This is a genomic window from Polaribacter sp. KT 15 (assembly GCF_900143115.1).
In the GTDB taxonomy this organism is placed as follows: Bacteria; Bacteroidota; Bacteroidia; order Flavobacteriales; family Flavobacteriaceae; genus Polaribacter; species Polaribacter marinaquae.
The window spans coordinates 1,668,551-1,694,305 of the sequence record NZ_LT670850.1; the positions used below are offsets into that span (position 1 = coordinate 1,668,551).

At 30.4% G+C, this 25,755-nt stretch carries 23 protein-coding genes; 11 read left to right on the top strand and 12 right to left on the bottom strand.

Features of this window, described 5'->3' with window-relative positions; genetic code table 11:
* Nucleotides 1-2 precede the first annotated feature (2 nt).
* From cyoE to tsaB, 10 genes are all read left to right on the top strand, one after another.
* Entirely contained in the window at nucleotides 3-905 is a 903-nt protein-coding gene (gene cyoE / locus B5464_RS07580; RefSeq protein ID WP_079737885.1) for a heme o synthase, read from the top strand.
* A 10-nt stretch (nucleotides 906-915) separates the two neighbouring features.
* Entirely contained in the window at nucleotides 916-1,500 is a 585-nt protein-coding gene (locus tag B5464_RS07585) for a cytochrome c oxidase subunit 3 (RefSeq protein WP_079737886.1), read from the top strand.
* Between the two features lie 57 nt (nucleotides 1,501-1,557).
* Entirely contained in the window at nucleotides 1,558-2,532 is a 975-nt protein-coding gene (locus B5464_RS07590; protein WP_079737887.1) for a cytochrome c oxidase subunit 3, read from the top strand.
* An 18-nt stretch (nucleotides 2,533-2,550) separates the two neighbouring features.
* Nucleotides 2,551-2,889, top strand: a complete 339-nt coding sequence (locus tag B5464_RS07595) for a cytochrome C oxidase subunit IV family protein (protein ID WP_077810783.1) — start codon at nucleotides 2,551-2,553, stop codon at nucleotides 2,887-2,889.
* A gap of 77 nt (nucleotides 2,890-2,966) precedes the next feature.
* Nucleotides 2,967-3,617, top strand: a complete 651-nt coding sequence (locus B5464_RS07600) for a hypothetical protein (RefSeq protein WP_079737888.1) — start codon at nucleotides 2,967-2,969, stop codon at nucleotides 3,615-3,617.
* A gap of 5 nt (nucleotides 3,618-3,622) precedes the next feature.
* Nucleotides 3,623-4,267 (top strand): SCO family protein, encoded by a 645-nt coding sequence (locus B5464_RS07605; RefSeq protein WP_079737889.1) that lies wholly within the window; start codon nucleotides 3,623-3,625, stop codon nucleotides 4,265-4,267.
* On the top strand, nucleotides 4,260-4,799 hold the full coding sequence (locus B5464_RS07610) for a DUF420 domain-containing protein (RefSeq protein ID WP_079737890.1): 540 nt from the start codon (nucleotides 4,260-4,262) through the stop codon (nucleotides 4,797-4,799). The genes B5464_RS07605 and B5464_RS07610 overlap by 8 nt, the downstream gene beginning before the upstream one ends.
* Complete coding sequence (locus B5464_RS07615) at nucleotides 4,792-5,013, top strand: hypothetical protein (RefSeq protein ID WP_079737891.1); 222 nt, start codon at nucleotides 4,792-4,794, stop codon at nucleotides 5,011-5,013. The genes B5464_RS07610 and B5464_RS07615 overlap by 8 nt, the downstream gene beginning before the upstream one ends.
* Nucleotides 5,014-5,203: 190 nt before the next feature.
* On the top strand, nucleotides 5,204-6,526 hold the full coding sequence (locus tag B5464_RS07620) for a TolC family protein (RefSeq protein ID WP_077810788.1): 1,323 nt from the start codon (nucleotides 5,204-5,206) through the stop codon (nucleotides 6,524-6,526).
* A 91-nt stretch (nucleotides 6,527-6,617) separates the two neighbouring features.
* Nucleotides 6,618-7,304: a tRNA (adenosine(37)-N6)-threonylcarbamoyltransferase complex dimerization subunit type 1 TsaB gene (tsaB, locus tag B5464_RS07625; RefSeq protein ID WP_079737892.1), complete on the top strand. Its 687-nt coding sequence runs from the start codon at nucleotides 6,618-6,620 to the stop codon at nucleotides 7,302-7,304.
* Here tsaB and B5464_RS07630 read toward each other — a convergent pair.
* The 3 genes from B5464_RS07630 to B5464_RS07640 all read right to left on the bottom strand — a co-directional run bounded on the left by B5464_RS07630 (nucleotide 7,301) and on the right by B5464_RS07640 (nucleotide 9,161).
* Entirely contained in the window at nucleotides 7,301-7,990 is a 690-nt protein-coding gene (locus B5464_RS07630; RefSeq protein WP_079737893.1) for a hypothetical protein, read from the bottom strand. The genes tsaB and B5464_RS07630 overlap by 4 nt on opposite strands.
* A 32-nt stretch (nucleotides 7,991-8,022) precedes the next feature.
* Entirely contained in the window at nucleotides 8,023-8,829 is an 807-nt protein-coding gene (locus tag B5464_RS07635; protein ID WP_079737894.1) for a mechanosensitive ion channel family protein, read from the bottom strand.
* A gap of 131 nt (nucleotides 8,830-8,960) precedes the next feature.
* The gene (locus B5464_RS07640; RefSeq protein ID WP_079737895.1) at nucleotides 8,961-9,161 is read right to left on the bottom strand and encodes a dodecin family protein; all 201 of its coding nucleotides are present in this window, start codon (nucleotides 9,159-9,161) and stop codon (nucleotides 8,961-8,963) included.
* A gap of 163 nt (nucleotides 9,162-9,324) precedes the next feature.
* Here B5464_RS07640 and B5464_RS07645 point away from each other — a divergent pair, with 163 nt between their 5' ends.
* A complete protein-coding gene (locus tag B5464_RS07645; protein ID WP_079737896.1) occupies nucleotides 9,325-9,678 on the top strand; it encodes a toxin-antitoxin system YwqK family antitoxin in 354 nt (117 codons plus the stop codon).
* Between the two features lie 410 nt (nucleotides 9,679-10,088).
* Here B5464_RS07645 and B5464_RS07650 read toward each other — a convergent pair whose 3' ends face one another.
* The 9 genes from B5464_RS07650 to B5464_RS07690 form a co-directional block, all read right to left on the bottom strand.
* Nucleotides 10,089-10,808: an energy transducer TonB gene (locus B5464_RS07650; RefSeq protein ID WP_077810794.1), complete on the bottom strand. Its 720-nt coding sequence runs from the start codon at nucleotides 10,806-10,808 to the stop codon at nucleotides 10,089-10,091.
* 62 nt (nucleotides 10,809-10,870) lie between these two features.
* Nucleotides 10,871-11,161, bottom strand: coding sequence for a VanZ family protein (locus B5464_RS07655; RefSeq protein WP_231963569.1), 291 nt, complete (start codon nucleotides 11,159-11,161; stop codon nucleotides 10,871-10,873).
* Nucleotides 11,162-11,213: 52 nt separating this feature from the next.
* The gene (gene gcvH / locus B5464_RS07660) at nucleotides 11,214-11,594 is read right to left on the bottom strand and encodes a glycine cleavage system protein GcvH (protein WP_079737897.1); all 381 of its coding nucleotides are present in this window, start codon (nucleotides 11,592-11,594) and stop codon (nucleotides 11,214-11,216) included.
* 30 nt (nucleotides 11,595-11,624) lie between these two features.
* Nucleotides 11,625-18,740, bottom strand: coding sequence for a cell surface protein SprA (gene sprA, locus B5464_RS07665; protein WP_079737898.1), 7,116 nt, complete (start codon nucleotides 18,738-18,740; stop codon nucleotides 11,625-11,627).
* A gap of 4 nt (nucleotides 18,741-18,744) precedes the next feature.
* Nucleotides 18,745-19,326, bottom strand: a complete 582-nt coding sequence (ruvA, locus tag B5464_RS07670) for a Holliday junction branch migration protein RuvA (RefSeq protein ID WP_079737899.1) — start codon at nucleotides 19,324-19,326, stop codon at nucleotides 18,745-18,747.
* 36 nt (nucleotides 19,327-19,362) lie between these two features.
* Nucleotides 19,363-21,645, bottom strand: a complete 2,283-nt coding sequence (locus tag B5464_RS07675) for an NADP-dependent malic enzyme (protein ID WP_079737900.1) — start codon at nucleotides 21,643-21,645, stop codon at nucleotides 19,363-19,365.
* A 92-nt stretch (nucleotides 21,646-21,737) separates the two neighbouring features.
* The gene (locus B5464_RS07680) at nucleotides 21,738-23,474 is read right to left on the bottom strand and encodes a glycosidase (protein ID WP_079737901.1); all 1,737 of its coding nucleotides are present in this window, start codon (nucleotides 23,472-23,474) and stop codon (nucleotides 21,738-21,740) included.
* A gap of 7 nt (nucleotides 23,475-23,481) precedes the next feature.
* A complete protein-coding gene (locus B5464_RS07685; RefSeq protein ID WP_079737902.1) occupies nucleotides 23,482-24,423 on the bottom strand; it encodes a carbohydrate kinase family protein in 942 nt (313 codons plus the stop codon).
* A 1-nt stretch (nucleotide 24,424) separates the two neighbouring features.
* On the bottom strand, nucleotides 24,425-25,723 hold the full coding sequence (locus B5464_RS07690) for an MFS transporter (protein ID WP_079737903.1): 1,299 nt from the start codon (nucleotides 25,721-25,723) through the stop codon (nucleotides 24,425-24,427).
* Nucleotides 25,724-25,755: the final 32 nt, after the last annotated feature.

Below are 25,755 nucleotides of genomic sequence, written 5' to 3' on the forward strand. Positions count from 1 at the left end.
ATATGAATTCAACAGTTATTTCCGATAAGAAAACATCTATGCAAAGTATTATTTCAGACCTAAAACAATTAGCAAAAGTTGGTTTGTCTTTAAGTGTTGTGTTTTCTTCTATTGCAGGATATTTGTTAGCAGTAGAAACTGTGAGCTATTTTACACTCTTTCTTTTAGGTTTAGGTGGTTTTTTTATGGTTGGTGCATCTAATGCATTTAATCAAATTATAGAAAAAGATACAGATGCTATAATGAAACGTACACAAAATAGACCTTTACCAACAGGTAGAATGTCTGTAAACGTCGCGTTAACAATTGCAGTTTTATTCACAATTTTTGGTTTGGCAATTTTGTACAGTATAAACCCTAAATCTGCATTGTTTGGCGCAATATCTATATTCTTATACACTTGTGTTTATACGCCTTTAAAATCTGTAACACCATTAACTGTTTTTGTGGGTGCAATACCAGGTGCAATACCATTTATGTTAGGTTGGGTTGCTGCAACAAACAATTTTGGTATAGAAGCAGGGTTTTTATTTATGATTCAGTTTTTTTGGCAATTCCCGCATTTTTGGGCGATTGGATGGTTGCAATTTGAAGAGTATAAAAAAGCAGGATTTAATATGTTGCCAATGGGTTCTAAAGACAAAGGCGCAATTAAACAAATTATTTTCTACACAGTAATAATGATCTTGGTATCAATAGCACCTGTGTTAAAAGTTTCTGGTTCATTTTATATTCACCCAATAACAGCTATAATAGTTGCTTTATTTGGTGTGATGATGCTTTTTTACGGAGTAAAATTATATAAAAGTGAAGATAATATTGATGCAAGAAAGTTAATGTTATCTAGTGTTTTGTACATAACAGTAGTACAAATTATATATGTGGTAGATAAATTTTTACATTAAAAGAAGACAGATGGAAGAACAAACATTACAACAAGAACTAACTGTTGCTAGAAAAAAATCTGCAAAACCAATGTTGTGGGTTTCGATGATTAGTATGGTTATGTTTTTTGCAGGTTTAACAAGTGCTTATGTAATAAGCATGAAAAGAGATGATTGGGTTACTTTTGATTTGCCAATTGCATTTTATACAAGTACAGCACTAATTATATTAAGTAGTATTACATTAATTTTGTCTCAAAGATTTTTAAAACAAGATAAAAGACAGTTATCGCTTATATTTGTAGTAGTAACACTTATTTTAGGTATCGCTTTTATTTGGCAACAATATGAAGGTTTTAACGAACTAAAAAGTCTTGGTTTGTATTTTACAGGACCAGGTAGCACAGTGTCTACATCGTTTATAATTGGTATTACATTAATGCATGTTTTTCACCTGATAGCTGGTGTTATTGTACTTTTTGTTGTTATTTATAATCATTTTAAATATAAATATAAACCAAATGATTTGCTGGGGTTTGAACTTGGCGCTATCTTTTGGCATTTTGTAGATATACTATGGATTTATCTATTTTTCTTTTTCTATTTTATTAGGTGATGAAAAATGATTAATTTTGCGAAACTATTTCTAACATTTAATTAATAGATTACATTTATGGAAGCAAATATTGCTGTACCAACTGACAAAAAAGAAACCTGGAGCGGTGGTGGTGTAAAACCATTTGGCGCTAGTTATGGTAAAATGATGATGTGGTTTTTCATCTTATCAGATGCATTAACATTTTCAGGGTTTTTAGCTGCTTATGGTTTAACTCGTTTTAAATTTATCGACTCTTGGCCAATAGCAGATGAGGTTTTTACTCACGTACCTTTTGTACACGGAGAATTTCCAATGATTTACGTTGCTATTATGACGTTTATCTTAATATTTTCATCTGTAACAATGGTATTAGCCGTAGACGCTGGTCATCAAATGAAAAAAAATAAAGTAGCATGGTATATGTTTGCTACAATTATTGGAGGTATTATTTTTGTTGGTTCGCAAGCTTGGGAATGGAATACTTTTATTAAAGGTTCTTATGGTGCTGTTAAAACTACAGATGGTAAAGTTTTACAATTTGTAAAAGACGGTAAACAAATTGCTTTAGCAGATTTTGTTACCGGAGAAAGAACAGATGATAGGGTAGAGCACACTAGAAAAAATGGTTTATGGTTTCAAAGTGAAGAAACAATTGCTACTTATTCTGTAGCACAAGTTTTAGCTGCTTACAACGCTAACCCAGATATTCAAGTAAGAACAGAATTAATAGACAACAAGAAAAAAACAATATTATCTAGAGAAGAAGGTTCTTTACAACTGGCTAAAACTAAAATGGTAGTTGAAGGGGCAAACTTAAAAGCAAATGAGTATGGTAATACAATTTTTGCAGATTTCTTCTTCTTTATTACTGGTTTTCATGGTTTTCACGTATTATCTGGTATAATAATTAATATCATCATCTTTTTTAATGTAATTTTAGGTACATATGAAAAAAGAGGACATTATGAAATGGTAGAAAAAGTTGGTTTATATTGGCACTTTGTAGATTTAGTTTGGGTATTTGTATTTACCTTTTTCTACTTAGTTTAATAAATAAAATAGATACAAATGGCACACGCACACGAATCAAACACAAAGAGAATATGGATCGTTTTTGGTATTCTTTCTGTAATAACTTTAGTAGAGGTTTATTTAGGTATTATTAAACCAGATGCTTTACACTTACATGGTCCAGGAACTAGTTGGTTAAATTGGATTTTTATAATCTTAACTTTAGCAAAGGCTTATGGTATTGCTTGGGTTTTTATGCACTTAGAAGGAGAAAAGAAATGGTTTAGAAGATCAATAGTTTGGTCTGGAGTTTTTCTAATTTGCTATTTAGTAACCTTACTCTTAATAGAAGGAGGCTATTTATTCGATACATTATCACCACTTGTAAAATGGTAATATAATAAAGGTGGTTTTTTAACCACCTTTTTTTATACCCAAAACTTAAGAAGTAACATTTTTTAAAAGGATTAATTATGAAGTTGTTTACAAAAAAAAGAGTCGTATTATTTTTATTATTTATATTTCCTTTAATCTGTTTCTTATTGCTGTCTACGGGGCAAAATAATTTCACAAAACTTCCAATTGTTACCGAGCGTGTTTTAGATGTTTCTACGATTGATGAAACTAATACTGTAAAATTATATGATAAAGTTTCTATAATCTGCTTTTTGGGTAACGATATCGACAAAAATAAATCGAGTCTTTTTAATTTGAATCAGAAAATTTATAAAGAATTTATAGACAACAAAAAATTCCAAATAATAGGTATATATCCTTTAGGTAAAGAAGTAGAAGCAAATAATGTAAAAAAGCAATTAGGCGCTTTTACAGACATGAAGAAATGGAATTTTATTGCGGCATCCGATGAAAATATTTTGAAGCTTTATAACAGTTTCGAAACTAATGAAGAATTAATTAATTTAGGAAGTTCAAAAGCTTTTTTAGTTGACAAAGGCGTAAATCTTCGTGGTAGATTAGATGAAAAAGAAGTCTTATTTGGTTATGATATGAATTCTGTGGCAGAGTTAAAAGATAAGTTAAAAGATGATGTTAACGTATTATATTACGAATACTACGCAGCTTTTAAAGAGAAAAATAAAAACAAGGCAGAAAGAAAAATTTAAGTAATATGAACAAAAAATATTCTTTTATAGGTATTGCATTTATCATTTTGCTATTTGGTATTTACACTGTGCCTAAAGTTGTAGACAGATTTAAAAATTCTGTTTTGGTAAAATTTAATAAAGTACCAAGTTTTGAATTTACAAACCAAGAAGGTAAAACAATTACCAATAAAAATTTTGAAGGTAAAGTGCATGTAGTAGAGTTTTTCTTTTCTACTTGTCCTACTATTTGTCCGATAATGAACCAGAAAATGTTAACCATTCAAGATGAATTTTTTGGGAATCCTAACTTCGGAATAGCTTCTATATCTATAACACCAGAAATCGATACACCAGAAGTTTTAAAAGAATATGCAAAATCAAACGGAATTACACATAAAAATTGGCATCTGCTAACAGGTAAAAACGATGATGTAGTTTATGCACTTTCTAATAAAGGATTTAAATTATATGCCGGAAAAGGAGACGAAGAACATGGTGGTTTTGAGCATTCGGGTTTATTTGCGCTAGTAGATAAAGACGGTTACATTCGGTCTAGAAAAGATGAGTATGGTAATCCTATTATGTATTACAGGGCTATAGAAGAACAAACTTTTCCTGATCAGATTAAAGAATTGAAAGAAGACATTAAAATTTTATTAAATGAATAATTTAGCACAAGAAAAAAAATATAAAAAGATTATTACAGCTTTATCTATAGTAATTCCTATTGCTGTAGCCGCATTATTTGGTATCAACTTAAGAGAATTAGGTTTTGATGTAGCTCCTTTAAAGTTTTTGCCACCTATTTATGCAACTATAAATGGTATTACAGCAATTCTTTTAATTGCAGCAGTAATTGCAATTAAAAAAGGAAACAGAAAATTACATGAACAACTTAATAGCCTTGCAATTGCATGTTCTCTTTTATTTTTACTAATGTATATAGCTTATCACATGACAACAGATTCTACTACTTTTGGTGGAGAAGGTGTTATTAAATATATATATTATTTTATTTTGATTACTCATATTGTATTATCTGTTATCGTGATTCCTTTTGTGTTGTTTACATACATGAAAGCAAAATTGGGTAAATTTCCAGAACATAAAAAAGTAGCAAAAAAAACATTCCCTATTTGGCTTTATGTTGCAGTTACAGGGGTTATAGTCTATCTAATGATATCTCCTTATTATGTATAAAAACAAAATAGTTTTATTTACAGTAATTTTTTTACTTACTGTTTTTAATGGTTATTCTCAGTGCGCTATGTGTAAAGCTGTTGTAGAGAATGGAGATATTTCTATGGCAGAAGGTGTAAATAACGGTATAACATATTTAATGATTTTTCCTTATTTATTAATTGGAGTTTTATTTTACACACTTTACAGGTATAAAAAGAAGGCTAAAAATTAACAAATAAATAAGAGAGATTTACTGTAACATATTTTAATTTTAGTCGTCTTATTAAAACAAACAAAAAATAAGTTCTATTTATTATTTAAATTCTAGTCTGTTCACTGTTCTGGTTTTTAGTAGATTAAGCTATTTTTGTTTTAATTATTGAAATAATAAATCAATTAACGCAGAATTAAAATTAAAGATTTTGAAAACCAAACTTATTTTATTTGTAGCCCTTTGTACCTCAATAGCTACTTTTTCACAAAAAAAATGGACATTAAGAGAAGCTGTAAATCAAGCTTTAGCCAAAAACATATCTATACAACAGAATAAGTTAAGTGTAGAATTGGCAAAAAAAGATGTAGAAATTGCAAAAGGTAATTTTTTACCAAACTTAAATGGTAGTTCTTCTGGTAGATTTGGTTTCGGTTCTTTTATTGATAATATTAGTAATGCAAGAATTTCTACGGATAACTTTAATGCTTCTTTTGATTTAAGTTCTAGTGCAACCTTATTTAACGGTTTTAGAAATACAAATACATATAAACAAGCTCAACTTGGTGTAGAGTCTAGTTTATTAGATTTAAAACAAATAGAAAATGATATTTCTTTAAGAGTTGTAAATACTTTTTTAAATGTATTATTTGCTAAAGAGAACTTAGAAGTCGCAAAAGTACAAGCAGAAATTAGTAAAAAACAAATTGATGCTGCAAAAGCTAGATTTGATGCAGGTGTAATTGCCAAAGGAGAACTTTTAAATTTTCAGTCTACAGCAGCTAATGATGTACAAAATGTAATTTTACAAGAAAATGCATTAGACCTGGCATTATTAAACTTAGCACAATTGTTACAAGAACCTGCAGAGAATTTTGACGTTGCACCGATAGAAGTTGCATCACCGTCATCAGATTTGTTGTATGCGAATTCTTCATCAGTATTTCAAAAATCTTTAAATTATATGCCGGAAATAGCAAGAGCTAAATTGGCAATTGACAATGCAAATTTTAATATAGAACTTACCAAAGGTGCTTTTTTACCTACTGTAACTGCTTTTGCAGGTATGGGAACAGGTTACAGTCATAGATTTAATGAGATTTTTACAAATGATTATTTTTTCAAACAACTAAATGACAATTTAGGTTATAATGTAGGTGTTTCTTTAAACATCCCTATTTTTAATAGATTCCAAACTAAAAATAGATTAGCACAATCTAAAATTAATAAAGAAATCTCAGAAACTAGATTAGAGAGTCAAAAGTTAGCTTTAAAACAAACTATAGAACAAGCCTTTTTAGACGTAAAATCAAGTTTAAAAGCATATGAAGCAGCAAAAATTTCTTTAGAAGCACAAAAAGAAGCTTTTAAAAACGCACAAGAAAGATACAACTACGGTGCAATGACTTTATTCGATTTTGATTTGGTAAGAACAAGGTTGGTAAATGCAGAAGGGGCAATGATTCGTTCTAAATACGATTACGTGTTCAAAACAAAAGTATTACAATTCTATTCTGGAGAATTAGTTTTTTAAAAACCCTCAATATTACATTTTAAACCTCACTCGTTTTATTACTTGTGAGGTTTTCTTTTTTTGAAATACTATCTTTGTAAAAAAAAGAACATTGGCAATTATATTAAACATAGAGACATCAACTAAAAACTGCTCTGTAAACATAGCAGAAAACGGAGTTGTTTTAGCTATGAAAGAGTTAAATAATGGTAATTATTCCCATGCAGAAGTATTACATCCGTTTATAGAAGAAGTACTACAAAAAGCAGCTATAACAAAATCGCAAATAAGTGCAATTGCCGTTAGTAAAGGTCCAGGGTCTTATACAGGACTTAGAATTGGTGTGTCTGCTGCTAAAGGGCTTTGTTTTGCTTTAAATTGTCCTTTAATATCTATTGATACCTTAACAGCATTATCTTACGCCATATCTATTGAAAAAGGCTTTATAGTACCAATGTTGGATGCAAGGAGAATGGAAGTATATGCAGCGATTTTTAATTTTGAAAATGTTAATGTACGTGATACAAAAGCTGAAATAATAGATGAAGGTTCTTTTGCAAAAGAATTAGAACAATCTAAAGTATATTTTCTAGGTGATGGATCTGAGAAATGTAAACAAATTATAACTCATAAAAATGCAGTTTTTATAGATGAGAAGTTTCCTTCTTCTAAAGAAATGGCATCATTGTCTTATTTAAAATACAAAAAAAACGACATCGAAGATGTCGCTTATTTTGAGCCTTTTTATTTGAAAGACTTTATTGTTATTCCAGAAAAAAAGAAAAAATCTACATTTTAAATTGTATTTGAATACATAACAATCTTTTTCAAATCTTCTGTTTTTTTGATATTTAATTTATTAGATTTTACAAATTTTTTAATTTTTGAAGAGTTTGAACCAAATAACGGGTAAAAGTTTTTCTTTTTAGTCGAAATTTCTACAATTGAGTTATTTGAAATCAAGTAGAAAACATCATCTTTTCTTTTAAAGTTTGCTGGTTTACTGCTTACGTAACTAGACTGAGCGGGTTTTGCTTCTATATATTTTATAATTTCTCTGCTTAGTAATTTATTTTTACCATCGTTATGCACTACAAAATACCTTAGTTTACCATTATAGTTTAAGATAGTGTAAGTTTTATTTAAGTCTGTAAAAAAAACTTTTCTACCTTCTTGTTTACTTAAAAATAGAATTTGTCCATTTTTTGAAAACTCCATTTCATCTTTATAAATGTTATATTTCATTGGAACAGTCCCTTCCATTTTATCTATTTTACTAGTCAAGTAGTTATTAGATAAGTACATTTTATGGGAAATTTTCTTAAATTCCTTTAAATTTTCTTTGTTCTTTTTAACAAAGGAAGGAGTGCCTGGTGTCATAAATAAAGTATTATATGTATTCCCGCCACCAGTGCTAATAGATTGACCGAAAGCTCCTAAGCTTATAAATAACGCTAAAATTGTTGTAAAAATGTTTGTTTTCATAATTTATATTTTATTTAAGTTTGATGCAAAAATTATGCCATTTTTTGAATTTCCACTTGATGCGGATAAGGTATTTCAATTCCGGCGTTATCTAATGCTATTTTTGTGTTTTCAGTAACATCAAAATATACTTTCCAATAATCTTCTGTATTACACCATGGCCTTACTGCAAAATTAACAGAACTATCTGCAAGTTCTAATACTGTAACACTAGGTGCTGGATCTTTTAAAACTTTTGGATGAGAAGTTAAAACATTCAATAAAACATCTTTTGTTGGTTTAATATCAGCATCATAAGAAACTCCAAACACTAAATCTACTCTTCTTGTTCCTTCTGTAGTAAAATTAATTATGTTTCCGTTAGAAAGTGCACCATTAGGTATAATTATCTCTCTATTTGAAAGACCTGTTAATTTCGTTGTAAAAATTTCAATTTCTTTTACAACTCCGGTTTCTCCTTGAGCCTGTATCAAATCTCCAACTTTCATTGGTTTAAAAATCATTATTAAAACTCCTCCAGCAAAATTAGCTAAAGATCCTTGTAAAGCAAGGCCTACTGCTAAACCTGCAGCGGCTATAATTGCGGCAAACGAAGCTGTTTCTACACCTAACTTTGCAATAACAGTTATAAACAATAATATTTTTAAAACCCAATTAAGTAAATTTCCTAAAAATTTTTGAAGTGTAATATCTACATTTCTTTTCTTAAGAATTTTTGTAGTTGTGTTAATAATTATTTTAATTACTATTAAACCAATAACTAACATGGCTAATGCCATTAATACTTTCGGTGTATATTCTACCAATACATCTTTAATATTTTCGATATATTCTTCCATTGTTTTTGTTTTTTAAATTATTAAAACAAAGTTAGTAATAATGTATCTATTGCCATTATTTGTGTGTCTTAAAAATTTTTATTTACATTATCGATAATACAAAAGGCGATTTTAATAAATCGCCTTTTGTATTAGTTTACTTCAAATGTTATTTTTAAGTTGACTCTAAATTCGGTTACTTCATCGTCATTTACTACTGCACTTTGCGATTGTACAAAAACAGATTTAATGTTTTTTACAGATTTAGAAGCTTGCTTTACTGCTTTTTTTGTTGCGTCTTCCCAACTTTTATCTGAGTTAGCTAAAACTTCTATTACTTTCATTACTGCCATGTTATATGATTTTTTAAGATTAATGTTATGTAAATATAAGAAAATCAATAGATTATTGTTGTAATAATTCTCAATGTTAATTTAATGTTATGTAAATGTTTGTAAATTGTTATAAAAGTGTTATATTTGTAAACCAAGTGTTAACCCTCAAAACAGAAAAATCATGAAAAAAATTTTAACAATAGCATTTTTATGCATCGCAGCAATAGGATATTCTCAAGATATTAAGCCAACTTATGAAGCAGAAGGAGATTTAGTAAAGGCTACTTACTACCATGAGGATGGATCTATTAGAACAGAAGGTTATTTTAAAGATAAAAAATTAACAGGAATTTGGACTCGTTTTGATAAAGAAGGAAATAAAGTTCAAATGGCTTTTTATAAAGAAGGTAAAAAAACTGGAAAATGGTTTTTCTGGAATAATGCTGGTTCTTTGCAAGAAGTAACTTACAACAACAATACTATAGAAAGTGTTAATTTGTGGAAAGCTGAAACTAAAGTAGCTACAAATAAATAATATTTTTCTACTATAAACACAAAAAAGCCTAAAGTTTTACTTTAGGCTTTTTTGTGTTTATAGACATTCTAACCAAATCTTTGATGGAATATAATAACTATAATCTAAACGTATTTAAAAGAATGCTAAGATTATGTTGTAGTTTTGTTGAACTCTTCTGATAGAACCAAAACAAAACCGTTAATATTTCTCTTTATTAATGAGTTAAAGCTAATGAATGTAGTCTGTATTCTTAAAATTCACTTTATGTTTGTTGTTTTATTATTTATAAAGAATTTCTATTTTAAGAATACAACAAATGTTAATTATTAAATTGACTATTCGTTTCATTTATTACTTCAAATAAAAGCAAAAAAAAACGCTTAGAATATTGTTCTGAGCGTTTTTTATATATTATAATTTTTATTTGATTACTCTACTAATAAAGAGAAAGGAATGTTGTAACTAACACCAACTGGCTTACCTCTTTGCTTACCTGGTTTCATTTTAGGTAATAACTTCATCACTTTGATAACCTCCGCTTTAATTTTTGGGTGCGGTGCTCTTGCTTGTACATTAACAATGTTACCTTGTCTATCAATTTTGAAACCAATAAATACTCTTTTCTTACCTGGAGAAAGACCTAATTCATTAGGTAAATCTGCATCAAATTTTCTAGAAAAGTGTTTTTGTACCATTTTACTGAAACAATTTTTTAACTCTTGCTTACTTCCTTTACATCCAGGAAATACTGGAGAATCTTCAATAATCATAAAGTTTACATCTTCTACAACTTCTTCTGCTTCTTCGATTTCTACAATTTCCTCAACTTCTACAGCTTCAGTTTCATCTGTTTCAGTAGATTCTATTACAGTTTCTTCAACTTCCTTTTCATCTTCTACAACTTCAATTTTTTCTGGAGTTGGTGGTGGTGGAGTTTTAGGTTTTACAGGCTCTACTCTTTCAGTAATTGGAATGTCTTCTTCCATGTCTGCGTTCATATTAACTACACCTAAAGAACTTGTAGTTTTGTCGTATGTTTTCTTTTCGATTGCAGCATAAGTAACAAATAAGGCTAATACTAAACCTATTTGCATAAATATTTTACTGTAATTTTCTAAGTTCGATTTCGGGTTTTTCTTTATTTCCATTGAATAAGAGTTTTATATAGTTCGCTAATTTAACTAAATTATTGTGTTAAATACAAGTCTTTTTATTTTTTAACCTCTTTTTTTTTAAAAAAAATGCTAAATATTAATAAACCTAATAGTACACCAACAGAATTCGCAATAATATCTAAAAAATCGCCTGTTCTATATGAGGTAACAGTTTCTTGTAAAATTTCAATAATTATGCCAAAAGAGATACAACTAATTATAATTAAATAATTTTTATTGAACTTTTGTAATGCAAAAAGCCAAGACAATGATAAGACAGTATAAGCAAAACTATGTTGCCATTTGTCTATATTGCTAATAGATACATTGTACTTAGGCATTTTCATTAAGCTTAAGTACAAAATTAGTATTGCTATGGCTACAGCAAAAAGTAATTTTTTATCCCTTAATAAGTTTTTCGTAAGCTTCAGCATCTAATAAATTATCTATTTGCGAGCTGTCTGATATTTCAATTTTTATCATCCAACCTTTATTATATGGGTCTGAGTTTACTAATTCTGGCTCGTCTTCTAACTCTTCGTTAAATTCTGTTACTTCTCCTTTTAAAGGCATAAATAAATCTGAAACAGTTTTTACTGCTTCTACAGAACCAAAAACTTCTCCTTCTTCAACAGTATCGTCTAAAGTATCTACATCAACATAAACGATATCTCCTAATTCACTTTGTGCGAAATCTGTAATTCCTATAGTTGCTACATTTCCTTCAATTCTTAGCCACTCGTGATCTTTTGTGTATTTTAATTCTGCTGGAATATTCATCTTAATATTATTATTGGTTGTTTATTGTTTTTAATTTCCTCCTAAATTATAGATAATGTTAAAGCCACCATTTATTGCTTGACGCGGGAAAGTGGTTGATATAGCATATCTAGATGTTTGATGATTGTAATAAAACGATGCCGTTAAATTTGCGCTCAATCTGTAATCGGCTGTAAATTTAATAGAAAATAATCTTTGTCCGCCACTTATTTGATTATTATCTTCATCTACAGATCTAATTTGTGTTAAATTATCTCTTAAAGAAACATCTGCTCTTAAATTAACGTCTCCTTTAAGGGTTGTCTTTTTACCTGTAAAACGAGTATTTACCTTTACATCTTTAAAAACATACCCCAAACCAAAGATATATTCTGTTCCTTTTATATCTGTTAAGGTGCTGTTGTTAAAATTCATTGTTAATGTTCTGTCTCTTTTTACTTCTCCTCTTAAAGAGAAAGAGTTTCTCATTTTCATGTCAACTTTAATTAACGGAGAAAATTCGTCAACTAGAGTTGCTGCAGAAATTAATAATTCTGGTTCGTAATTTCCAGAAGAATTTGTTGTGCTAAACGGATTATTAGAATCGTATTGTAAATTATTTGTAAAACTAGAAACCGTGTAAGAAGATTTGTAACCATGAGAAACTACAAAGTTGCTAAAGTTCTTCTTAAAGAAATCTAATTTCATAAGTCCAGTATATCTTAGAGTCCAATTTGGTATCGGAATATTTCTAAACAAACTAGTATTCACTTTATCTGGGCTAGAACCCGAATATGCAGCCATAAATGCAGGTAATAAAACTTGCTGACTATTGCTACCGTAATTTGTTGCATTACCACCATTTTCTTCAGCTAATCTTTCTGAAATTGCAGATCTATATGTTCTCATAGTTTCAAAAAGCGCATCACCGTCTTTAAAAGCAGTTGCAATCATAGAATGACTCGTGCTAAAGTTTCCTGTCTCAAAAGCTGGCGCACTAAAATCTAATGCTCCGTTTGTTGTGCCGTTTTCGATGACATCTAATTGCTGAGATAAATCTCTTGTTTTAATTTTATTACCTCTCACATCAATATTTAAATCTTTAAAAGGCTTAACTGTAAAAGTGTAATCTAATTTATTGTAATGAGTTCTGCTGTATGTTTTATTATAATATTCGCTATTATCTGGATCTCTTGGGCCAACTAACCAACCGTTTTGTAATGCTTTATTTCTAATATCTACTTGGCTACCAAAAGCAAAAGAAGTTGGTGCGCCACCTAAAAAGCCAATGTCTTCTGTGTAACCTGGTAAAAACTGACCATTATTTTCTGAATAACTTATTTTACCTTGTTTTACAGAGGTAACTACATCATAAACACCTTTTAAAATTTGTTTACCTACCGATAATTTTTTCTTAGAATTAACTCGTCCAGGAGCAGGAGGTAAACCACTTCCAGAAATTCCTTTTGCATTTTTTCTTTGATTTTTAGATAATAGTAACTTTTCGAAACCTAAGCTTTTATAGAACTTATCGAAAGTTAAAGTCGTATTTAAATTGTGGGTGTTTGAATTTTGAACAACGTTACCAACCAAATCTACATAAGCAACATCGGTACCATTTACATCTATTGTACTTTGTGCTGCAGCTTGCCAATCAAAATCTGCTGTGTACGCATAATCTGCTTTTACCCAACTTAAAAAAGGGACTTTATTTATAGGTAACTGGTAGGTTCCGTTTAACTTTTGATGATAATGGTTTGCTCTACCTGTGTTAAAGAAATCATCAAAAATCTGAATATCTTCATTCGTATCAAAAGTATCGTAAATGTAACTGTTGGTTGCATTAAAGTTAAACTGAAGAGATTTAGTTAGATCGAAACCAACAGTATAATCCCAATCAAATAAAAATCTACGTTGCTTTAATGCTGGTTGATCAGATAAACCTGCAACTAAATTTCTAGATTGTTGTTCTGTAAAATTTCTATTAATTCTAGAATTTACTGCAACTGTAGATGGTATCGGATTGAAGTTAATATCTTTAATTAGTTTTAAATATTTGCTTTGTAAAAAACCTATGTTTTTAAAAGGCTCTATAGATTTTGGCTGAAAATTATAGTTGTAAGTAGCACCTGCAACTACGTTTTCGTTTACATATTTTTGAATATTGTAATCTCTATGAAACTCTTTGTTATGAGCATAAGAAACAGAAACATTTTCAACATCATAAAACTTTGGTTTTTTGGTTGAATTCGGATTTCTATTTTTCTTTACATTGATAAAACTAATACTTGTTCTTTTAGTATAATCTCTAGAAAACTCGCTATTAGGGTTTTGTTCTAAAGCATCTTCTAAAGTTACATCTTGGTACTGCGGATCGTATTTTGGATCAATAAACTTTTCTCCGATACTATAACTCATTGGCAATTGAATTCCCCATTTCTTGGGCGTTAAAACCTTGCCCAAATTTACAGTTGTAGCAACATCATATTGTTTTGTCTCGTCTAAACTACGTTGGTTTACCCTATCCTCTACATTACCAAAACCTATTGTAGACATGCTTCCGGCTAAAGAAACGTTTGCAACATCAGCAAAATTAGCATCTGCATTAACAACAGCAGCCCAACCACCTTTATTGTCAAAACCAGCAGATCGAAGTTCGTTAAACCAAACTTCTGCACTTCTAGGTGATAAAGAAATGTTTTTTAAACCTAACATTATTGTTCTTAATTGTGCTAAAGTTGGGTTTCCTTTTACACTAATTGTATATGGTAAATCTGGGTCTTGCTCTTGAGATTGATAAATTTCGTTTACCGGAAAGTTAACATTGTTTCTTTCTAATTTTATCTTACCAAAAGTTTCTAAAAAGGCATCTAAATTATTTGCTTCTGGCCAAATGTCTAAAGCAGATGTTCCGGTTTTTGTAACTTTTAAAGGCAATTCTATTTGATAAAAATTCTCATTTAAATCGGTTCCTAATCTTATTACAGCAGCTAATTCATTATCGTTAACAACAGCTTCTCTTTCTATTTCTTGTAAGTGCATAAACATTTTTAATTGCTTAAAACGTCTTAAATCTACACTTATGTTTTTGTAAATAGCTCTTGTTTCTTCTGGTTCTAATCTAGTAACTTTTAGAGTAACCGATTGTTCGTTTTGCAATTGTACTGTTGTGCTACCTTGTAAACGCTCTCTTTCGATACCTGGTGGTTGTATATAACTTCCTTCATTTTGCTCTATACTTACAACACCAACTTCAAAATCATTTAGTTCGTCTTGGGTTAATTCTCTATCTGGGTTTGTAGTTGGATCTAAAGTTCTAACATACCTTCTCCAGTCACCTCTAACCAAATCTAATTCACCAAAACGTACTACCACTGGCATTCTAAAATTGGTTAAAAACATTCTTACAAAACGAATACTATTAAAATCAGAAATACCATTTACAGGCGTTCCGCTTCTTACCGGAACTCTAAATTGATACCATTTTGTTTGTTGTGTATTTCCGTTTTCTAAAGTAACCGTTGTAGTTTTTTCATCTACAATATAACCAACTCCTTTTCTTAAATCGTTCTGATTCATAGAAATTCTATATTCATAATAGCTTTCTACAGTATTCATTGTTTGATCTTTGTTGATGTCTTCTGTATCTGGATACGTTGTAGAAGATGTCGGGTAAGGTTCTGTAGATTGATTTAAGGTTGGCGAATTACCTTGAGTATTATTGTAGTCTTTATATCTAGTTATTAATGATGCGTTTATTGCGTCTAGATTTGATCCTCTAAAAAACTGAAAGTTATCTGCCGCAGGATCTGTTAAATTTGCATATTGTCCAATGCCTGGTAAATTACGTTCTTCATCATCATTTAGACCATCAAAACCAATATCTTGGTTTGTTCTTGCATCATCTAATTCATTAAAAGCATAAATTATCGATGGATTTCTAGGAACATCTCCCCAAGTAGTTCTGTTAACATTATTACCATTAACTTTTAAACCATCTTCTGGTAAACCGTTTTCGTACATTTTACGATTGTCTTTCAAAATATCTTCAGAGATATTACCAAGATTTATATACAAATCTCCAACTTGATTTGCTGGATTGTTTGGGTCTATGCCAGCAGGTAAACCTTCTTCGTTTGTGATAGAGTAATTTTGATAAGGATCCATAATCCAGAATTGCATATATTCTACATTTGCTTGATCAAAATTATTTGTTGTTAAAGGTCGCATAATTCCTCCCCATCTAGTTTCTGGGTTTGGTAATGTTACTTTATCGTTTTGTATTGTTGCTGCAGGATCATAATTATAAGAACCTCTTTCTGCCGGAAAATAAGCTAAATCTAAAGTTCTAACTAAAGAGTTTTGCGTAATATCTAATTGTACATTAGGAAACAATTCTCTGTAATTAATTTGTCTTGTTTCTGCTCTAGAAAGTTCGTCAGCATCAATACTTGCAGGTGTATCACCAACACCGTAAAATATTTGATCTACGCTGTACCAAGCTAATTTTGCTCTTTTATAGTTGTAAGATAACCCATCACTTTCTCCGTTAAAGTTAGGAAAATATTTAGGTGTACTCGCTTCATACCAATCTAGTGAAGAAAGTAAACTAATTGGCACTTGCGACGCTTCAAAATCATCGATATAAGAAGTTGCTGCACCTGTTACGTCAATTCCGCTTGGTGTTCCAGGAATCAAATAAGCCATATCACCACGAACAGATAAATTAGAAGGCGCATCTGTATCTACAAACGGTAATTTGTTTGCCAGTTTTGTAAAATAAGGCACTTCTGTAGCGTAATTAAAGTTAAACCCTAACATGGTGTTGTTAATAGGTTCTGCACCAAAATTAACTTTAGGTGTTAAAGGTCTTTCTTCGATATTTAAATAAGTTGCACCAACCACAAAATCTTCAGAAAATTTGTGTTCTACATCAATACCAAAAAAAGTTTTTCTTTGCTGATTAAAAACAGCGTTATTTTCTGTAGATACGCTAATAGGAACACCAGAAGCTTGTAAACCCGGATCGATAATTTGCACTCTTCCTAAAGAATAATCTACAACATAATCTACACCTTCTACCAATTGTCTTCCGCCAGCAGAAACTCTAACAGAACCTCTAGGAACATTGAAAGCGCCAATTGGTATTCCGCCAGAATTTTCTGATTTAAAATATCCCTTTAAAAAGTATTTGTCTTTATTTTGAAAATTATTTTTAATGTTGATTTTAGTGTTTAAATACAATTCTTTAAATATAAAATCTTCATCTGCAGGGTTTGTTAATTCATCTGCTAAATCGTTACCAAAAGGTTCTGGTTCAGGAAAAAAGATAAATCCGTTTTCAGAATTTACTGTAATTCCTTCTACATAATCGAAAAAACCATCTGGCGATCTAAACTGACTTTGATCTAATTGATCTAATTTTAAAACTTGTAATAAAGGTAAGTTAGAAATACCTACGGTTGCAGCATTCTGTAAAACATTAGAAGGTATACCTGTTTGATCGTCTCTGTATTGAATTTCGAAACGGAAACCATCTTGAGTTAACGGAAAAGCGCCTAAAGCATATACGTTCTTCATCATTAAACGCCAAGTAGGAAAAGCTTCATCTTCTCCGGTAGTTACATTTGTTCTTTTTGTTTGTAAGATTTCTGATCGTAATAATTTTACCGCTAAATTGTTAGGTGCTTGTATACCATCATTAGAAAACTCACCAACTTTAAAAGAGTTTTTTGTACTTCCTGTAACGTTACCCGCTACTGTATATTCATAAGCAACAGCTAAAACTTCACCATCGTTTAATCTTCTATTTAAAGAAATAAAACCTAATTGCGGATTTAGTCGATATTCGTTTGCATCTAATTTTCTAGCATTTTCTAAAACCGAATAATTAGTTCCGTTTTGCATGTTGTATGGTTGCAAAGAGCTATCAACAGTAGAAATATCTCTTATACCACCTGCAGGAATAATTTCTGTACCAATTCTATTTGCACCATTAAAAGGTAAATTGTTACCAGCAACTTGTGGTTGTGTAATTGCAGGATTTAATACAACACCATTTTCATCAACCAAAACTTGGTTTTCCGATTCGCCAATATCAGCAAAAGCAACAATACTTCTATAATCTTCTGTACTTGCGTTTCTATTCGTTATCCAAACTTCTACTCTTGTTATATTAATTGGGCTATTAATTAACGGATAGTTTTTAAGCGAATTTGCATAATTATCTATAAAATATTGCGATAAGAAAAAGTGTCTGTCATTATCGTAATCTGTAGTTCTTAATTCGAAAGGTTGTATTGATGCACCGCCTTCTGCAACAACGGTTTTGCTTTCTGAGTTTTGCTGAGAAAACACTGCAGTAATATTGGTGTTACCAAACTTTAAATCGGTTTTTACACCAAATAAACTTTGGGCTCCGTTTATTAAAGAGTTTTTAATTGGCATAGATACATTACCAGCTTCTAAACCTTGTATGATGTCGTCTTCGTTTGGTTCGAAACCAACTTTAACTAAATTCTGAAAATCGAAAGAGGCTTGTGTATCGTAATTTGCTGTAAACTCTAATCTACTACCAACTTTAGCTCTTATACTTGCGTTAATTTGCTGATCAAAATCAAAAGTAAAATTACTTCTATTTTCTTCGGATATTTGCGGATTATCTGTGTTTTGATAGATAAAACCTAACTTTAAATTTAAGCTACCAGTTGGTGTTACTTTTACTTCTGTACCGCCAAAAATAGTTTCGAAAAACTTGTTGTTCACATAATAAGTTGGCAATAAATCTTTTTGTGCTTCTTTAGAACCTTTTTTCTTTCCGTTTGTTGCACTCACTTTATCTTTAAAGTAAAGCAACATGTCTCTTTTTAATCGATATTGTTGGTACTCTCTTGGCGATAAATAAATAGGAGTTCTTGTGTAGTAATTCCCAATTTTTTCTACAATTACATATTTATTTAAAACTTTATCAAAAATGATTTCTTTTTTAGATAAATCATCTAAGTATAAACCACCTTTTTGGGTGCTTTTAAAATCGTAACGTAAATCTACTTTGTCTTTGTTAACTTTTGTTGAGTCTTTTTCTGTAGTGTCTTGAGCATAAGTAGATAAACTTACCGTTAAGATAATTGCTATTAATAAAAACGTATTTTTAAAAATTGTACCCAATTGATTATAAGCTTTTTAAGGCTAATTTTATAATTTTTTCTACAGAAGCATCTGTATGTTCTTTTAAAATTGCTGTTATTATTTTGTCTGATTGTTTTCTTTGAAAGCCTAAAACTTCTAAAGCAGATAACGCTTCTTCTTTGTTTGTATTGCTTACTGTTACAGAAACTTCGTCGATATCGAAAGTCTTTAAGATTTTATCTTTTAAATCTACAATAACTCTTTGGGCTGTTTTTGCCCCAATACCTTTTACAGATTGTATTAATTTTACGTTTTCTGATGCTATTGCTTGTTGTATTTCTTCCGAAGTCATAGAAGACAACATTGTTCTAGCAATGCTTGGGCCTACACCAGATACAGAAATTAAGAATTTAAATACGGCTCTTTCTGTTTTATTGATAAATCCAAAAAGTGTATGCGCATCTTCCCTTATAGAAAGATGCGTATACAGAACTATATTCTCATCTGCAGGCAATGCAGAAAATGTATTTAGAGAAATATGAAGTAAATAACCAACACCGTTACAATCTACTACAACTTCGGTTGGGCTTTTTTCTACGAGTCTTCCTCTAACTTGTGTAATCATAAAATTATCTTTTTCAGGCTTCTAAAATACTACTTTTTATTTGTTGTTTCTTTTTTCTTTTTGTTGCGCATCTACAACAGCTAATGCTGCCATATTTACCATCTCATCTACACTAGAACCTAATTGTAAAATATGTACTGGTTTGTTAAAACCTAAAATTACGGGTCCAATAGATTCTGCACCTTCTACTTGCTTTAATAATTTGTAAGTAATATTTGCAGATTCTAAGTTTGGAAAAATTAAAACATTTACTTTTTTACCATTTAATTTAGAAAACGGAAATTCTTTAGCAAGCATTTCAGAGTTTAAAGCAAAATCTGCTTGTACTTCTCCGTCGATAACCGTTTCTGGAAAGTGACGATGCACATAAGATACCGCTTCTCTAATTTTTTTAGAAGTTTCTGAAGTTGAAGATCCAAAGTTAGAGTAAGATAACATGGCTATATTTGGTTTCATACCAAACATGTTTACAAACTTACCTGTCATTTGAGCAATTTTAGCCAATTCTTTAGCCGAAGGATTTTGGTTAATGGTTGTATCTGCTAAAAACAAAGGACCTTGTTTTGTTAACATTAAATTACAAGCTGCAATTTTAGTAACATCTTTGTCTCTTTCTATTAACTCTAACATTGGTTTTACAACCGTTGGGTAAGGTCTAGAATATCCGGTAATTAAAGCATCTGCTTCACTTTCATTTACCATCATTGCTGCAAAATAATTACGTTCTCGCATTAATTTTTTAGCTTCAGAAAAAGTTCTACCTTTTCTTTGACGTGTTTTCCAGTAAGCTTCTCCAAAACGGATTCTTCTTTCTTTTTCTTCGTCTGTTTTAGGATCTATAATTTGCACATCTGCAGTAAAACCGATTTCTTCTTTCAGTTCTAGAATTACTTCTTTTCGTCCTAATAAAATTACTTTTCCTAATTTTTCTTCGTGAACTCTTTGTGCTGCTTTTAAAACATCTAAATGATCTGCCTCCGCAAAAACTACACGCTTAGGATTGCTTTTTGCTCTGTTATGCAGAAGTCTAATTTCTTTACTTCCAGATCCCGAACGCTCCATTAATTCTTCTCTATATCTATCCCAGTCTGAAATAGGTTCTAGAGCAACTCCAGAATCCATTGCTGCTTTTGCAATTGCTGGTGGAATTTCATAAATTAATCTTGGATCAAAAGGTTTTGGAATGATGTATTCTTTCCCATAAGTTAAGCTTACTTCATCATACACAATATTAACCTGTTCTGGTACAGATTTTTTTGCCAAGTCTGCTAATGCATGCACTGCGGCAAGTTTCATTTCTTCGTTAATTTTTGTAGCTCTTACATCTAAAGCTCCTCTAAAAATAAAAGGAAAACCAAGTACATTGTTAACTTGATTAGGATGGTCTGATCTACCTGTTGCCATAATTATATCTTTTCTTGTTGCTATGGCAACATCATATTCTATTTCTGGTACAGGGTTTGCCATTGCAAACACAATTGGGTTTTTTGCCATTGATAAAAGCATTTCTGGCGAAACGATATTCCCTTTTGATAAACCAATAAATACATCAGAGTCTTGCATTGCTTCTTCTAAAGTATTAAGATCTCTATCGGTTGCAAATTCTTCTTTTTGAGAAGTTAAGTTGCCTCTATCTTTTCTAATAACCCCTTTACTGTCGCACATTACAACATTTTCTCTTTTTACACCTAATTTTAAGTATAAACGAGTACAAGAAATTGCAGCGGCACCGGCACCATTTACTACAATTTTAACTTTACTAATGTCTTTTTCTGTAATATCGATGGCATTTTTTAGAGCAGCTGCAGAAATTATTGCAGTACCATGTTGGTCATCGTGCATTACCGGAATGTCTAACTCTTCTTTTAACCTTCTTTCGATTTCAAAAGCTTCTGGAGCTTTAATATCTTCCAAATTAATTCCTCCAAAAGTAGGAGCAATTGCCTTAACCGTTTGTATAAATTGATCTACGTCTGTAGCGTCTACTTCAATATCAAAAACATCAATATCTGCAAAAATTTTAAAAAGTAACCCTTTACCTTCCATTACAGGTTTAGAGGCGTCTGGGCCAATATCACCCAAACCTAAAACTGCTGTACCATTAGATATTACAGCTACTAGGTTTCCTTTTGCAGTATATTTATAAACGTTATTTTTATCTTTTGCAATTTCTAAACAAGGTTCTGCTACACCAGGAGAATACGCTAAAGCTAAATCGTGCTGTGTTGCGTATTTTTTTGTAGGAACAACCGCAATTTTTCCTGGTTTTGGTTTTGCATGATATACTAAGGCTTCGTGTCTTTTTCTAGAATCACTCATATAATATTTGTTTGCTTGTTTAAGCATACAAAGATAGGGTTTTCAATGAAAGACCATATTAAATAACAAAGAATAATCGATTCTAGAGTTGTTTAAAAAACCAGTTCTGTAATCTTATTGTTTTTTGAATAATTTATAGAAAAATTCAAAGAACTTAAATTGGCAGATAATCTTGCAAACTCATTCTTGTTTGTCCATGTAATTTCTAATTCATTTTCTTTGGAAGTACTACAAGATATTTTACCTAAAAAAGCACTAGAAGTATTTCTTAAACGCATAAGTTTAAGCTGGTTTTTAACAATATCTTTTTTTAAGCCTTCTTCGATGTCTGTATTTGAAAGGGTTGTTCTGTTTATTTCTTTATGACCACCGCTTCCGCCTTTATCTGCTGCTGCATAATTATTTTTACCAGCAAAAATATCTAAATACCAAACCTGAGGAATACCAGGCATAAATAATTGAATTGCTCTAGCTAATAATAATTTTTCTTCACTTTCGCCTAGAGCGCTAAAGAATGTTGCATTTATTTGGTAGTAAGATATTTTTTTTCCTGACGGATCATATAAATTTTTGACTCTTCCGCCTCGATCCATAATTGTATTCATTATAGTTTCGATTTCGGCGTCTTTTAGTAAACCTTTATTGTAATTACCGTTAACTTCTTTTCCTTTTAAATCTAAAACAGGTATACCGTCATGACAACCTAACATGTTAACGGTTTTATAATTTTTAGTTATAATTTCGTTTATCCAAGTTAAAAGCGCTTTGTTGTTTGCTTTTTCTAGGGTGTGAATCATTAAACCAGGTAAGAAAAAATCATAAATTTGGTAGGATTCTTTTGCAACTTCATCATGTAAATTTAAACCATATTCTGCATGAATTTCTGGTAATAAAATAAGGTCGTTTTTTTTAGCAATTTCATTAATTCTGTCTAAATATGTCCAAGTGCCAGGTTTGTTAAAAAAATTTGTTTGTCCTATTTCTTTGTGTAAATAAGCAAAAGCATCTAATCTTAAAATTTTACAACCAAAACTTTTAACTTTGGCTAAAGTTTCTTCGTAAAACTGCCAAACAAGTTCAGATTTTGCATTCACATCCATCTGACCTAAATAGGATGCTTTTTGATTAACAAAGTTTAAAACATCATTTTTAAACTCATTAAAATCATCAAAATTAATAGTTGATAAATCTTGATTAGCATCTAATGCTGTGTTTATTTTTTCTGAAATTATTGAAGCCTTGTTTAAAGGTAAACTAGTGATTTTACATATTTCTTCAGAAGAAATTTTATAATATGTTATGTCTTGATAAAAAGTGTTCCAGTAAGGATTTTTAGTGCCGTCTGGAAAAGGAACCTTTAATATTGGAAGTCCAGATTTTCTCATGAACAATTTATCTAAAAATTCTTTTTTAGGAATTATTATATCATCTTCATTTTTTGTTCCGTTACCTTCCCAAAAAGAATTCCAATTGATAAAAAAGTCTTTGTATTTAGATTTTTCTCCGTTTTTTAATAAATCTTTAAATTGAGGTGAAGCTACAGATAAATGATTTAAAACGATATCGAATTTTAGCATTATGTTTAGTTCTTCTAAAGCTTTTAAATCATCTTTAGAAACCAAATTAGTATTTAAATTGTAATCGATTATAGAGAAACCTCTATCTAAATCGCTATTAAAAAATGTGGGTAAAATGTAGAATAAAGAGAAAACATCTTTAAATTCTGGCATTTTAAGCATATTAATAGTGTCTGCTAATTTCTCTCCAATACTATCCGGGTATGCGTTTAACATAACTCCGTTAAAAGTTTTATTTTCTTCTAGCTTCATTTGTTTATTATTCTAAAAGTTTAGATAAAATATTAATGTTGTCTGGTAATCTACCTACGTTTTGTAATTTTAATGCCGCAAGTTGTAATGCTACTTTTAAACACTCTTCTATTGGTTTTTCTTTTATGTAAGCAAATAAAAAGCCCGACCAAAAAGCATCTCCTGCACCCGTTGTATCCATTACTTTGTCAACTTTAATGGCAGGTAAAGCAATTACCTTTTTGTTTTTTTGAGATAATTTTACACCGTCTTGACCTAAAGTTAAACAAACTGTATCTACATTTAAATCATGAAAAAACTTAAATATTTGATCATGAGGAAGTTCTTTTTCAAAAAGTCGTAGCATATCATCTTCGCTAATTTTTATTAACGGATTTAATTTACAGTAAGCTTCAATCACTTTAAAAGCTTGATCTCTACTTTCCCAAAGTTTCTTTGCGTAATTTAAATCGATGCTTAATTTACAACCTAATTTATATGCTTCTTCTGCTTTTTTTAGAATTGTACTTTGTGCAGGTTCTTTACTTAAAGCAAAACATGTTGTATGAAATATTTTTGAATCTGATAATGTTTCTTTGGATATTTGATCTTTAGTAATATATCTGTCGGCATCTCTAAAAGGTATAAAATCGGGCGTTCCTTCAGATTTTGAAACAAATATTACACTTGTTGGTTTGTTTTCTAAAACCTTTATATTTTCTATATTAACACCAACTTCTTTTAATCTTTTAAAAATGTATTCGCCAAAACCGTCGTTACCAACAGTAGAAACCATTACTGGTTTAAGCCCTAATCTTGCTGCATTCATTGCTACATTTGTAGGCGAACCACCAAGATATCTATGGTAGTCTCTTGTGTTGTTAATTAAAACACCTGTTTGATGACCAATAAAATCTACTAGTACTTCACCAACACATAAAATGTCTATATTTCTATTATTATTCAAAATTTTATTTTTTTAAATTGCTTTTACTTTTAATAAAAAGCGTAAAAATTGCACTGATAATTAGTAAAACGCCAGCAAAGGTTATTGCATTTCGAGGATCGTTATTTAAAAAGTTTTTTAAGATATAACCAAACGATAATGTTTGAATTATCATTGGAATTACAATCATCATGTTTATAATGCCCATGTAAACGCCATACCTTTCTTTAGGAATATCTGCAACGACCATTAAATAAGGAATACCCATCATGCTTGCCCAACCAATACCAAAGCCTGTTATTGCAAAGAATAATAAATTTTTATTTTCGATATGCGGGAATGCTAAGAAACCAATTGCGGCAATTATTAAACAGAAAGCGTGTACTTTTTTAGGACTGAATTTTTTAGCAAAACCAACCAATGCAAATGCTACTAAAAATGTAACAACGTTATACCAACCATTAACTAAACCTGTCCAGCTTACAGCTTCGCTATAGGCTTCTTTGTTTTCTGGAGTCGCATTCCAAACAGAAAGGGCAACACTTTTAGAAGAGTTTTGCCAATAACAAAATAAAGCATACCATTGAAATAAATAAACCAATGCTAACTGCCACATAACTTTTGGCATGTGCTTTATTGCAGAAAATATTTCTATTAGCGGTTCTAAAATACTTTTCTTTTCTCTTAGTTTTTGTAGCTCTTCTTCTGTTGGCGGAATTTCTTTAGTTTTTTTAATACTCCAAAGAATAGTTGCTATAGAGCAAACAGCACCTAAGAAAAATGATGCGTAAACCCAGGTTGGTAATGCGCCAGTTGTTCCTATAAATATTAATGGAAAAATAAATAGAGATAAATTGGCCAAAACTTGTCCTAAACCTGTAAAAAAGCTTTGCATTTGAAAGCCTAAAGGTTGTTGTTCTGTGTTTAATTTATCAGCGATTAGTGCTCGATAAGGTTCCATTGCGGTGTTGTTACCAGCATCTAAAATCCATAAGAGGCCGGCTGCCATCCAAAGAGAACTACTAAAAGGGAAAGCAAATAATGTTAGACTACACAAAATTGCGCCAATTAAAAAATAAGGTTTTCTTCGTCCGAATCTCGGGCTCCAGGTTTTATCACTTAATGCTCCTATAATTGGTTGTACTAATAAACCTGTTACAGGACCAGCAAGATGTAAAATTGGAATTTGATCTGGACTTGCACCTAAAAAATCGTAAATTGGTGTAACTGCACTTTGTTGTAAGCCAAAACTATACTGAATTCCGAAGAATCCAACATTCATGTTTAATATTTGCCAAAAACTTAGGCTAGGTTTTTTTAACATTATGGTATAATTTTTAAATGATTTTTTAAAAT